Raw genomic sequence first — 13,108 nt, forward strand, 5'->3', positions numbered from 1 at the left:
GGGGGGGGGGGGGGGGGGGGGGGGGGGGGGGGGCCCCGCCCAACCCCCCGGGGGGGGGGGGGGGGGCCCCCCCCCGGCCCCCCCCCGCCCCCCCCCCCCCCCCCCCGACCGCACACCTCCAACATGGCCGCGGTGGCGGATGCAAACGTCAGAAGCAGAATCAGAGTCAAATGCAGGATCGCATCCGGCCGATGGCAACTGGGTCATGCGGGTGCCGGCTGCTGCTTGCGCCTGCGCGCGCGGAAAAATGGAAGGGGTGGGGCAAGTGAGTTGCTCAGGACCGTTCGCCGCATGGATGCGGCGATCGAGCCTACATGGACGTATTTACGGCGTGTCCTGAGCAACTCACTTGCCCCACCCAAACGCAGATCCGCGCTCTGCACCAACAAAAAAGCCCCGGCACACACATACCGGGGCAACATGCTGCGAGGGTTTTGCCTGTAGCGGGGGAGCGGGGGCGCAGCCCCCGCCAATCAACCCCTTAGAACTTGAAGACGTAGGACGCGCCGTAGACCAGCGGATCGATGTTGACCGTGCCGATCTTCTCGCCGTCCAGCTTCACCTTGCTGTCGATGTCGATCCAGCGCATGTCCACGCGCAGGGCGCCCTTCTCGCCAATCGCAAAGTCGATGCCTGCATGCGCGGCCAGGCCCCACGAATCCTGCAGCTTCAGCTTGCTGCCCGCCAGCGCACCGGTGGTGTCTTCGCTGAAGAAGGTCGTGTAGTTCAGGCCGGCGCCCACGAACGGCGACACCTTGCCCTTGCTGTTGAAGTGGTACTGCAGGGTGACCACCGGCGGCAGCTGCTTGGTGCTGCCCACGCGGCCCAGGCCGTTGATGTTGATGTCGTGCTTGAACGGCAGCGCCGCCAGCACTTCGATGCCCAGGTTGTCGGCGATGAAGTACTCACCGGTGATGGTCGGCTTGACGTCGTTGTCGACGTCGACCTTCAGGGTGCCGCCGGCCAGCCAGCCGTTGTTCGACTTCGGGGCGACCTGGTGCACGCCAGCGGAAAGGGTCCAGTCGCCCTTGGACTGGGCCATGGCCGGGGCAGCGGCCAACGACAGGGCGGCGGCCAGGCTGGCCACGATCAGGGGGGAGGTCTTGCGCATGGGGGTGATCTCGTTGCTGGGTGGATGTGGCCAGTCTCGGCCTCACGCCGCGCTAACGCTTTGATCCGGATCAAATCCTGTCCGGCCCCCGTCCCGGCGGCGGGCTTGGCCGGCGGTGGTCAAGGCCGGCCTGCTAGACTTGTGGGCCCTATCCACCCCGCCGCACCTGTCGCGGCTGCAGGAGCTTGAGAACATGGCAATCAAGGTTGGTATCAACGGTTTCGGTCGCATCGGGCGTAACGTCCTGCGCTCGGCGGTGCTGAACTTCGGCGACGACATCGAAATCGTGGCCATCAACGATCTGCTGGAGCCGGATTACCTGGCCTACATGCTCAAGTACGACTCCGTGCACGGCCGTTTCAAGGCCGACGTAGCCGTCGATGGCAAGGATCTGCTGGTCAACGGCAAGAAGATCCGCCTGACCCAGGAACGCGATCCGTCCAACCTGAAGTGGGACGAAGTCGGCGTTGACGTCGTGCTCGAAGCCACCGGCCTGTTCCTGGACAAGGTCAGTGCGCAGAAGCACATCGATGCCGGCGCCAAGAAGGTCATCCTGTCGGCACCGTCGAAGGACGACACGCCGATGTTCGTGTTCGGCGTGAACGACAAGACCTACGCTGGCCAGGCGATCATCTCCAACGCCTCGTGCACCACCAACTGCCTGGCGCCGCTGGCCAAGGTCATCAATGACAAGTGGGGCATCAAGCGCGGCCTGATGACCACCGTGCATGCGGCCACCGCCACGCAGAAGACCGTCGACGGCCCGTCCAACAAGGACTGGCGCGGCGGCCGCGGCATCCTGGAGAACATCATTCCGTCCTCCACCGGTGCGGCCAAGGCCGTCGGCGTGGTCATCCCGGAACTGAACAAGAAGCTGACCGGCATGAGCTTCCGCGTGCCGACCTCGGACGTGTCGGTGGTCGACCTGACCGTCGAGCTGGAAAAGGAAGCCACCTACGCCGAGATCTGCGCCGAAGTGAAGGCACAGAGCGAAGGCGCGCTGAAGGGCATCCTGGGCTACACCGAAGACAAGGTGGTGGCCACTGATTTCCGCGGTGAAACCCACACCTCGGTGTTCGACGCAGACGCCGGCATCGCGCTGGACGGCACCTTCGTCAAGCTCGTGTCGTGGTACGACAACGAGTGGGGCTATTCCAACAAGTGCCTGGAAATGGCCAAGGTCGTCGCAGCCAAGTAAGGCCTGCGAAGATCGTCGCGCGAACCCCGGCCTGGCCGGGGTTCGTCGTTTAAGGGGCCCGGCCTGACGTAGCATGGGCCCGTCGACCGCCGCCATCGTGGCGCGGGATCGCATTGGAAGGCGAGGAATGGAAGCACTCTTGGTCCTGGCAGTACTGGTCCTGTTGGCGATACCGCTGCTGCTGGTGGTGGCGCTGGTGATGATTGCCGGCCTGCGCCGGCGGGTTGCCGCGCTGGAGGCCGCACAGAGCGTGCAGGTCGCGCCCAACCCGGCAGGGACCGTAGACCGTGCGCCCTCGGCCGTGGCCGAGCCGCCGCGCGCGCCTGCGGCATCGCGCGAACCCGGCAGCGAGCCCTCGTTCCTGCGGCCCACGGCGGCCACGGCCCCGCCGCCGGTTGCCGCCCGCGAGGACCTGCCGCCACCGGTCCAACCCGCGCGTCCGTCGCCGCCACCGCCGTTGCCACCTGAGCCCACATTGCCGCCCTTGCCAGAGGAACCGGCCCTGCCGAACCTGGTCGAGCGCGCGATCGGTGCGGTCAAACACTGGTTCACCCAGGGCAATGTGCCGGTGAAGATCGGCATGCTGGTGCTGTTGGCCGGCGTTGCTGCGCTGCTCAAGTACGTCAGCGACCAGGGCTGGCTGGTGGTGCCGGTCGAGCTGCGGCTGGCGGGCATCACCGTCGGTGCGCTGGGCCTGCTGGCCTTCGGCTGGCACCAGCGCGAGCGCCGGCGGATGTTCGCGCTGGCCCTGCAGGGGGGCGCCATCGGCGTACTGCTGCTGACCATCTTCGCTGCCTTCAAGCGTTTCGATCTGCTCGCGCCCGGCTTCGCTTTTGCCAGCTCGATCGCGCTGGTGGCGGGGCTGTGCGTGCTGGCGGTCGTGCAGAACTCGAGGACGTTGGCAGTGCTGGGCATCCTGGCCGGCTTCATGGCGCCGCTGTGGCTGTCCACCGGCAGTGGCAACCACGTCGGGCTGTTCAGCTACTACGCCGTGCTCAACGCGGGCATTTTCGCCATTGCCTGGTACCGCCCGTGGCGTGTGCTGAACCTGCTGGGTTTCGCGTTCACCTTCGGCATCGGCACCTTCTGGGGCGTGCTGCAGTACGACGCGGCCAAGTTCGCCAGTACCGAACCGTTCCTGCTGCTGTTCTTCGTCTTCTATCTGCTGATTCCGTTGTTGTATGCGCGCCGGCAGCCGGCCGGGCGTCGCGATCTGGTCGACGGCAGCCTGGTGTTCGGCACGCCGCTGATCGCCTTCTCGTTGCAGGCCGGCATGCTGCACGAACAACCGATGAAGCTGGCCCTGTGCGCGCTGGGCCTGGCAGCGATCTATGCGCTGCTGGCACGGGCCCTGATCGCACGCGCGTCGTACACGGTGCTGGCGCAGTCGCATGCGGTACTGGCCGTGGGCTTTGCGACGCTGGCGGTGCCGCTGGCATTGTCGGCGCGGGCCACCGGTGCGGTGTTCGCGCTGGAAGGTGCCGGCCTGGCGTGGCTGGGGTTGCGCCAGAAGCGCTGGTTGCCGCAGGTGACCGGTGCGCTGCTGCAGCTCGCCGCCGCATTCGCATTCGTGGTGGGCGCCGACCATTGGCACCAGGACCAGCGTTTCCTGCTCAACCCGACCGCGATCGGCGCACTGCTGCTGGCCGTGGCGGGTTTCGCGGCGGCGTGGAGCTATCAGCGCAGGCAGCGCCATGACATCGCCCTGGCGTACTACCTGTGGGGCCTGCTGTGGTGGTTGGGCGGTCTGGTGCATGAAATCGGCCGCTTCTTCCAGCATTCGGCGCAGGCCGACGCGGTGTTGGTGCTGGCCGCCGTCACCGCCTGGCTGACCTCGGAGGTGCAGCGCCGCATGCCGGCACGTGCGCTGGGCGTGACCGCGTTGGCGATGCTGGCCGCCGGCTTCCCGCTGGCCCTGCTGCAGAGCGATGCCCACCAGCAGCCGTTTGCCGGCTACGGCGCATTGGCATGGGCAGTGTTCGCCGTGCTCGGCGTGCGCAGCCTGCTGTGCCTGCGCCAGGGCAGCGGCGGCGTGGCCCGTATCGCGCAGTTCCTGTGGTGGCTGCTGTGGCCGTCGCTGCTTTCGCTGCTGGCCCTGTGGGGCGGCGGCGACGCGCGCCTGGCGCAGGGCTGGACGGCATTGCTGGTCACGTTGCCGTGGCTGCTGCTGGCGGCGCTGTCGCTGTGGCGCTGGAACGTGCTGCGCTGGCCGCTGGGTGCTGCGTTTGACCCGGTGCGCCTGCCGCTGCAGTGTGTGATTTTCGCGCTGCTGGCGCTGGCCTGGTTGTTCGGCCTGACCCTGGCGGGCGACGCCACGCCGTTGCCGTGGTTGCCGCTGCTCAATCCTGCCGAGCTTGCACAGTGGGTCAGCCTGCTGCTGATCGCGCGCTGGCTGTATGACCCGCAGGGACCGGCGCAGCTGCAGCGGTTGCGTGTGCCGGTGCTGGCCGTGGCCGGTTTCATCGCGTTGACCAGCACCGTGCTGCACGGCGTGCATCATTGGGGCGGTGTGGTCTGGGATCCGACGATGGCCCGCTTCAGCCTGGCCCAGACCAGCCTGACCGTGTTGTGGAGCGTACTGGGCGTGATCGCCTGGGTGTGGGGCTCGCGTCGCGGCCAGCGTGTGCTGTGGATGGTTGGTGCCGTGTTGATGGCCGTGGTGCTGGCCAAGCTGGTGCTGATCGACCGCCAGCATCTGGGCAACCTGCTGGGAATCGCATCGTTCATCGCCTACGGCCTGCTGTGCACCGTGGTGGGCTACCTGGCGCCCGCGCCGCCGAGCGCGCCGCCAACCGTGGAGGAAAACCAATGAGGAAGTGGAGCCGAGCGTTGCTGCCGGTCTTGTTCGGCGTGGCCGGTGCGGTTGCCGCGCAGGCCACGGACTACCGCGCGCAGTACGCCGAACAGTGGCCGCTGAGCCTGTCCAGCGCGCAGTCCGGTGCCTATCGTGTGGTGCTGGAGCCGGCGATCTACCGCCGCGCAGGCGCCGCTGATCTGGGCGATCTGCAGGTGTTCAACGCTGCCGGCCAGGCATTGCCATCGGCGCTGCTGGCGCCGGACCAGCCGTTGGCGCAGCCGCCGGTGCAGCGCGAACTGCCGTGGTTCGCGCTGCCACCACTGGCCGAGGCCCAGCGCAACGATCTGCAGCTGCTGACCGAGCGCGATACCGACGGCCGTGTGCGCCGGGTCGAGGCCAGGCTTGGTGGTGGTGCGGTGGCGAACGGGCAGGGCGGCTGGTTGATCGATGCCAGCGTGCTTGGCCAGCAGCCGCTGGCAGCGCTGGTGCTGGACTGGGCCGAAAGTGGCCAGCCGCTGCAGGCGCAGGTACAGCTTGACGCCAGCGATGATCTGCAGCGCTGGCAGTCGATCGCCCGTGATGTCCCCCTGGTGGACCTGCAGCGTGCGGGCAAGCGCCTGCTGCAGCGACGCCTGCAGGTCGACAGCAATGTGCGCTACCTGCGGATCCTGCCGCAGGGCGAGGCGCGCCTGCCGGAGCTGCGCAGTGTATTGGCCGAACTGCCGCCGGCACCGGCAACGGTGCCCTGGGAGTGGCTGTCGCTGACACCGACCGCGCAGGGCAAGGGGGAATTCACCTTTGAACTGGATGGTCGATTCCCGGTGACCCGCGCCGACGTGGCCAGCACCGACAACAGCCTGGTGCAGTGGACCCTGTTCAGCCGCGACGACGAAAGCTCCGAATGGCAGCGCCGCAGCGCGCCCTGGATCGCCTATCAGCTGCAGCAGGGGGCACCGGGCCAGCGCCAGCAATCGGCGGCCCAGCCGTTGGGCGGCATGTACCGCGACCGTTACTGGAAGCTGGTCGCGAGCCCGGTGGAGACCACCAGCGCCCCGACCCTGCGCCTGGGCTATCAACCGGAGGTGATGGTGTTCCTCAGCCAGGGCGCAGCGCCCTACGCGCTGGCCGTGGGCAGTACGACCGCGCGCCGCGCGGAGGCGCCGATCACGGTGCTGATCGAGGAACTGCGGCAGCGCAATGATCCGTCGTGGCAGCCGACGCTGGCACGCTTGGAGGGCAGTCCGGAGACGCTCGCCGGTGACGCAGCGCTGAAGCCGCAGCACGATTGGAAGGCGTGGTTGCTGTGGGCGTTGCTGGGGCTGGGCGTGCTGGTTGTGGGTGGACTGGCGTTGAGCCTGCTGAAGCAGAAGCCGTCGCCTTCGGCGTAGTTTGCAGCGAACGGCGCAGCCCCTCGTGGGTGGCCGGTCGTTGAGAGCAGAAGCCGTGGTTTGGCCGGGCGGGTGGGCTGTGCAGGGGACGCCGCAAGTACGTCCTTGTAGGCTTGGCAGCCGCATCCATGCGGCTGACACCCCTGCCCAGCCCACCCGCCCGGCCTCTGACAATTTCCGTGTGCGTCCACCCACGGAAGAGAAAAAAGAAGAGCAGGAGCCAAAGCGGGTCGCTTCGCTCCACGGCCATCGGGGTCGGAGCCGTTTTCCGCAGGAAAACGGCTCCGACCCCTTCTTTCTTCATCCGACCCCAGAAACCGCCTTTGCTTTTGCCTTTGCCGTCCGCTCCGCCTCATGAACCTGTCGAGGCCGGGGTGGTGTGGGGTCGCGGGGGCGTAAGCGCCATGGATGGCGCGCCCGAGCCTCCAGGGATGGATTCACGGCGTCCCCCGCGGGCCCACACCGCCCCGGCCCACCCACAGCACAACGAAGCGCCAGTGCTTCGGCCGTTGCCGTTGCTGTTGCCGTTGCTTCGAAGCCTGCCGCAGGCAGCGGCGCGGCCGCCAGCCGCACCCGATACAATGACCGTCTGCCGCACGCCGGCATCCCATCTCCAGAGCCAAAGAGTTGCCCATGTCCATCGTCCGCATGACCGACCTCGACCTCTCCGGCAAGCGCGTGCTGATCCGCCAGGATCTGAACGTGCCGATCGAGAATGGCCGCATCACCTCCGAACAGCGCATCACCGCTTCCCTGCCGACGCTCAAGCGCGCGCTGGAGCAGGGCGCGGCGGTGATGGTCACCTCGCACCTGGGCCGCCCCAAGGAAGGCGTGTGGAGCGAAGCCGATTCGCTGGCGCCGGTGGCCGAGCGCCTGTCGGTGCTGCTGGGCCGCGAAGTACCGCTGGTGCGTGACTGGGTCGACGGCGTCGACGTGCAGCCGGGCCAGCTGGTGCTGCTGGAAAACTGCCGCATGAACGTTGGCGAAGGCAAGGACGATGAAGCCCTGTCGAAGAAGTACGCCGCTCTCTGCGATGTGTTCGTGATGGATGCGTTCGGTACCGCGCACCGTGCGCAGGCGTCCACCCATGGCGTGATCCGTTTCGCCCCGGTCGCTGCTGGTGGCCCGCTGCTGATGGCCGAGCTGGATGCGCTGGCCAAGGCCCTGGATGCGCCGGCCAAGCCGCTGCTGGCCATCGTCGCCGGCAGCAAGGTCAGCACCAAGCTGGAACTGCTGGCCAACCTGGTCGGCAAGGTCGACCAGCTGATCGTCGGTGGTGGCATCGCCAACACCTTCATCGCGGCGGCCGGCTACAAGGTCGGCAAGTCGCTGTACGAGCCGGACCTGCTGGATACCGCCCGGAAGATCGTGGCCGACGCCAAGGCGCGGGGTGCGGACATCCCGCTGCCGATGGACGTGGTCACCGCCAAGCAGTTCCTGCCCGACGCGGCTGCCGAAGTGAAGGCCGTCGATGCGGTGGCCGAAGATGACCTGATCCTGGATATCGGCCCGCAGACGGCCGCGCAGTACGCACAGCTGATCGCCAAGGCCGGCACCGTGGTCTGGAACGGCCCGGTCGGCGTGTTCGAGTTCGAAGCCTTCAGCAAGGGCACCGAAGCGCTGGCCCGCGCCATCGCCAGCTCGCCGGCGTTCTCCATCGCCGGTGGTGGCGATACCCTGGCCGCGGTCGACAAGTTCGATATCGCCCAGCAGGTCAGCTACATCTCCACCGGTGGCGGCGCGTTCCTGGAATTCCTGGAAGGCAAGACGCTGCCGGCAGTGGCTGCCCTGGCCGCGCGCGGCGCATGAGCGTCGATCCGCGGGTGGACGGAGAAGAGCGTGCAACGCTCTTCTTCGACATGGACGGCACGCTGATCGATTCGGAAGTGGGCATCACCACCTGCATCGCCTATGCGCTGCAGAAGATGGATTACCCGGTGCCGCCGCAGGAAACGCTGCTGGGCTGGATCGGCCCATCGCTGCGCACCACGTTCGCGCCGTTGTTCGGTGAGCCCGAGCGGGTGGAGCAGGCCGTGGCCTTCTATCGCGAGCGTTTCGACGTGGAAGGCTGGCGCGAGCATACGATCTACCCGGACATCGAAGCGGTGGTACGCGCGCTGCACGAACGCGGCCATCGTCTTGCGGTGGTCACCGCCAAGAACGAGCCGCATGCCCGCCGCATCGTCGAGCATCTGCCGTTCGGTGGCCTGTTCGAGGACGTGATCGGTTCAACCCCGGATGGCTCGCGCAGCAGCAAGCCGCAGCTGGTGGGCGAGGCGCTGCATCGCCTGCAGCTGGCGCCGGAACGCTGCTGGATGATCGGCGACCGCCGCATGGACATCGAGGGCGCCCGTCACCACGGGCTGCGCAGTGTGGGCGTGCTGTGGGGCTTTGGTGGCGAGCAGGAGCTGACCGAGGCCGGTGCCGGGCAGCTGGCCCGTGATCCGGCGCAGCTGCTGGCCTTGCTCGCCTGAGTTGGACGATGCCGCGCGCCGGGCCTTGCCCGGCGGCGTTTCGGCTGCCATCGACCAGCGTATGTCCGGAACATGTCCATGCGATGTCCCGCAGAGTCAGGCAGCACAAGGCTGTAACCGTATACATGGGACGTGAAGGATGTGCTAATTTCCGTCCTTTAACGGGAGAGGCCCATCCATCATGTTCGAGCGTCAGCGTCGCACCAAGATCCTTGCCACCCTCGGTCCGGCTACCGATCCGCCGGGCGTGCTGGAGGATCTGTTCCGCGCCGGCGTCAACGTGGTGCGCCTCAACTTCAGCCACGGTGACCCGTCCGGCCAGGCCAAGCGTGCCGCCGATGTGCGCGCCGCCGCGCAGCGCGTGGGTGTGGAAGTGGGCATCCTGGCAGACCTGCCGGGCCCGAAGATCCGCATCGAGCGCTTCGCCGAGGGCAAGGTGCATCTCAAGGCCGGTGACCGCTTCGACCTGATCGCCAGCACCGATGCCGGCCCCGGCGATGCCACCCAGGTGGGCGTGAGCTACCTCGGCCTGCCGCAGGACGTGACCGCCGGTGACGTGCTGCTGCTCGACGATGGCCTGATGCAGCTGCAGGTGGTGGAAGTGCAGGGCGAGCGCATCATCAACACCGTGCTCAACGACGGTCCGTTGTCCGATCGCAAGGGCCTGAACAAGCAGGGCGGTGGCCTGTCGCTGGGCGCGCTGACCGAGCGCGACAAGGAACTGATCGGCATCGTCGCCAAGATCGGCGTGGATTTCATCGCCGTATCGTTCTGCCGCAATGCGCAGGACATGAACGATGCGCGCGAGATCGCCGAATCGCACGGCTGCTACGCCGCGCTGGTGTCCAAGATCGAGCGCACCGAGGCCATCGAGAACCTGGAAGAGATCGTCGACGCCAGTGACGTGGTGATGGTGGCGCGTGGCGACCTGGGCGTGGAAATCGGCGATGCCGAACTGCCGGGCCTGCAGAAGAAGATCATCAAGGCCTCGCTGGCGCAGAACAAGGTGGTGATCACCGCTACCCAGATGCTGCAGTCGATGGTCGAAAGCCCGATCCCGACCCGTGCCGAAGTGCTGGACGTGGCCAACTCGGTCATCGACGGTACCGATGCGGTGATGCTGTCGGCCGAAACCGCCGCCGGTGCGTATCCGGTCAAGGCGGTCGAAGCGATGGCGCGCATCTGCCTGGGCGCCGAGCGCCAGTTCCAGACCGAGACCGACTTCGGCGCTTCGCCGCGCAACCTGGAACGTGCCGACCAGGCCATTGCCATGGCCACCATGTTCCTGTCCCAGCACGTGGGCGTGCGCGCGATCGTGGCGATGACCGAATCCGGTGGCACCGCGCGCTACCTGTCGCGATTCCGTGCCTCGGCACCGGTGTTCGCGGTCACCCGCCACGACGGCGCCCGCCGGCAGATGGCGCTGATGCGCGATGTGTTCCCGATCAACTTCGACAGCCGGGGCTTCACCCCGCGCGAAGCCGCACGCGGCAGCATCCGCCTGCTGGTGGAGGGCGGCATGCTGCAGGCCGGCGACCGCGTGGTGTTCACCAGCGGTGAGCACATGGAAACCCACGGCGCGACCAATACCCTGCGCCTGCTGGAAGTGGGCGAAGACGGCCGCGCCAGCGGCCTGGGCGACCTGTAAGAGGTGGCCACATCGGGTCGGAGCCGCGGGCGCGGATCCGACCCGGGGTCAGATCCCCGAAAGGGGCTCTGACCCGATCCGGCAGGACATTTCCTGTCCCGTACAGACAGTGGAACCGGTTCCATCCGAGCCTCCACGTCGGGGCAACGGATAGCGGGGCTATACTTACGTTTTTCCCGCACCCGCCACAGGAAGTACATGAGCATCGAACAGCTGGCTGAAACCGCCCAGGCCATGGTTGCCCCGGGCAAGGGCATCATCGCGATCGACGAATCCACCGGTACCATCGCCAAGCGCTTTGCCAGCGTCGGCATCGAGAACACCGAAGAGAACCGTCGCGCCTACCGCGAACTGCTGCTGACCACGCCGAAGCTCAACGAGCACATTTCCGGCGCCATCCTGTACGACGAGACCATCCGCCAGTCGACCAAGGACGGCGTGCCGTTCGCCAAGTACATGTCCGACCACGGCATGATCCCGGGCATCAAGGTGGACAAGGGTGCGCACCCGCTGGCCGGCTGCCCGGGCGAGCTGGTCACCGAGGGCCTGGACGGCCTGCGTGAGCGCCTGCAGGAGTACTACAAGCTGGGCGCGCGCTTCGCCAAGTGGCGTGCGGTCATCAACATCGGCGAGAGCATTCCGTCGGGCACCTGCATCGAGTCCAACGCGCATGCGCTGGCCCGCTACGCCGCGCTGTGCCAGGAATGCGGCCTGGTGCCGATGGTCGAGCCGGAAGTGATCATGGACGGCGAGCACGACATCGAGACCTGCTACGAAGTCACCGAAGCCACCCTGCGTTCGCTGTTCGACGCGCTGTACCAGCAGAACGTGCTGCTGGAAGGCACCATCCTGAAGGCTTCGATGGTCATCTCCGGCAAGGGCTGCGACGAGCAGGCCGATGTCGAGGAAGTGGCCGAGTCGACCGTGATGTGCCTGAAGAGCACCGTGCCGGCGATCCTGCCGGGCGTGGTGTTCCTGTCCGGTGGCCAGAGCGATGAGCAGTCCACCGCCCACCTCAACGCCATGAACCAGATGGGCAACCTGCCGTGGCCGCTGAGCTTCTCTTATGGCCGTGCCATGCAGCAGGCGGCGCTGAAGCTGTGGGGCAAGGACATGAAGGGCAACTACGCCGCAGCACAGAAGACCGTCTACGAGCGCGCCAAGGAAAACGGCCAGGCCGCGCTGGGCAAGTGGAACGGCTGATCCGCCGTTGCGCAGCATGAACTGAACAAGGCAGCGCCGGCATCACGCCGGCGTTTGCTTTTGCCGGTATCGTTGCCGCCTCCCGCACGCCAGGCCAGTGCGTGGGGCATACATGGAAGGCCAAGGAGAAAAAACATGCGTATCACCGCAATCACGCTGGCCGTTGCCACGGTGCTGGCTGTCGGCGGCTGCAACCGGATGGGCGGCAGCACGGACGTGGGCAAGGCCCCCTCGCTGGAGTTCGACAAGCCGGTCTCCGGCGAAATCACCTCGCGCAGCGGCGTCAATTTCAACGATGGCAGCCACCATCAGCTGTACCAGCTGAAGCTGGAAGACAAGCAACTGGCCGGCATCACGTTGACCGGTGCGCTGCGCGGCTCGATCGCCGTGTTCAACAATGGCGTGCTGGTGGCCAGCAGCAACTCGGGCTACGAGCGCGGCAACGACGTCTCGCTGGCGTTCCGCGCCAACGGCACTGGCAGCTACCAGGTGGCCATCAATGCCGACGGCCCCTCCGCCTTCGGTCCGTACCGCCTGCGCGCCGAGAAACTGGTGCCGTATGACGGCAAGCCGATGGTGGCCGAAGGTGAGATCGCCGACCTGCTGGTCTCCAAGTCGCAGGATTACACCCTGCAGGTGGACAAGGCGGGCATGTACGAAATCCGCCTGGAATCGAAGGCGTTCGATACCGTGCTGAAGCTGGATGGCAACGGCGTCCAGTCGGAGAACGACGATGGCGGTGATGACACCAATTCGCGCATCGGCATGCCGCTGGAACCGGGCAAGTACACCCTGCGCGTGCGCAGCCTGGATGAAGACAGTACCGGCGCTTTCAAACTGACGGCCAAGCGCACCGAGCTGCCGGCCAACATGGTCATGCGTGATGGCACCTCCCTGCCGAACAACGGCAGTGTCTTCGCCATGCTCGATGGCGAAGGCCGCCGCCGCTTCCTGCTGAGCCTGCCGCGTGCGGCCGATGTGCGCCTGGACGCCATTTCCAGCCAGGTGGATACGGTACTGCGCGTGGTCGGCGGCGACGTGGAGCTGGTCAATGACGATGGTGGCAACGGCACCAACGCACGCGTGGAAGAATCGCTGCCGGCCGGCCACTACACGGTGGACGTGTCCAGCCTCAGCGATGAAGCGGGCATGGTGGAAGTACGCGTGCAGATCGACGGCGCCGCTTCGGCCGCTGCATCAGCTGCTGCTACGGCGGCCGCCGACGCTGCCGCTGAAGCGACGGACTGACGCCGCCACGAGGACGCAAACGAAAAGGCCGGGCAATGCCC

The 13,108-nt window shown here is 67.1% G+C and carries 9 protein-coding genes; 8 read left to right on the forward strand and 1 reads right to left on the reverse strand.

Annotated features, from left to right (window positions below; all coding sequences use genetic code 11):
* Positions 1-481 precede the first annotated feature (481 nt).
* Positions 482-1,111: an OmpW family outer membrane protein gene (locus M2299_RS16290; protein WP_025874251.1), complete on the reverse strand. Its 630-nt coding sequence runs from the start codon at positions 1,109-1,111 to the stop codon at positions 482-484.
* 193 nt (positions 1,112-1,304) lie between these two features.
* On the opposite strand from M2299_RS16290, the gene gap reads away from it, so the two are divergent.
* The 8 genes from gap to M2299_RS16330 all read left to right on the forward strand — a co-directional run bounded on the left by gap (position 1,305) and on the right by M2299_RS16330 (position 13,067).
* Complete coding sequence (gap, locus tag M2299_RS16295; RefSeq protein WP_025874252.1) at positions 1,305-2,309, forward strand: type I glyceraldehyde-3-phosphate dehydrogenase; 1,005 nt, start codon at positions 1,305-1,307, stop codon at positions 2,307-2,309.
* Between the two features lie 127 nt (positions 2,310-2,436).
* Positions 2,437-5,121, forward strand: coding sequence for a DUF2339 domain-containing protein (locus tag M2299_RS16300; protein WP_223486540.1), 2,685 nt, complete (start codon positions 2,437-2,439; stop codon positions 5,119-5,121).
* Positions 5,118-6,494 carry a DUF3999 domain-containing protein gene (locus tag M2299_RS16305; RefSeq protein ID WP_280884693.1) on the forward strand — a complete coding sequence of 459 codons (1,377 nt, stop codon included), beginning with the start codon at positions 5,118-5,120 and terminating at the stop codon, positions 6,492-6,494. The genes M2299_RS16300 and M2299_RS16305 overlap by 4 nt, the downstream gene beginning before the upstream one ends.
* A gap of 633 nt (positions 6,495-7,127) precedes the next feature.
* The gene (locus M2299_RS16310) at positions 7,128-8,303 is read left to right on the forward strand and encodes a phosphoglycerate kinase (protein WP_099843483.1); all 1,176 of its coding nucleotides are present in this window, start codon (positions 7,128-7,130) and stop codon (positions 8,301-8,303) included.
* Entirely contained in the window at positions 8,300-8,968 is a 669-nt protein-coding gene (locus M2299_RS16315) for an HAD hydrolase-like protein (protein WP_280884694.1), read from the forward strand. The genes M2299_RS16310 and M2299_RS16315 overlap by 4 nt, the downstream gene beginning before the upstream one ends.
* A 181-nt stretch (positions 8,969-9,149) precedes the next feature.
* A complete protein-coding gene (gene pyk / locus M2299_RS16320; RefSeq protein ID WP_032975201.1) occupies positions 9,150-10,616 on the forward strand; it encodes a pyruvate kinase in 1,467 nt (488 codons plus the stop codon).
* 198 nt (positions 10,617-10,814) lie between these two features.
* Complete coding sequence (locus tag M2299_RS16325; RefSeq protein ID WP_099785228.1) at positions 10,815-11,819, forward strand: class I fructose-bisphosphate aldolase; 1,005 nt, start codon at positions 10,815-10,817, stop codon at positions 11,817-11,819.
* 135 nt (positions 11,820-11,954) lie between these two features.
* Positions 11,955-13,067 carry an ABC transporter substrate-binding protein gene (locus M2299_RS16330; RefSeq protein WP_140227840.1) on the forward strand — a complete coding sequence of 371 codons (1,113 nt, stop codon included), beginning with the start codon at positions 11,955-11,957 and terminating at the stop codon, positions 13,065-13,067.
* The last annotated feature ends 41 nt before the right edge of the window (positions 13,068-13,108 follow it).

Source organism: Stenotrophomonas sp. 1278, from assembly GCF_029892765.1.
In the GTDB taxonomy this organism is placed as follows: domain Bacteria; phylum Pseudomonadota; class Gammaproteobacteria; order Xanthomonadales; family Xanthomonadaceae; genus Stenotrophomonas; species Stenotrophomonas indicatrix.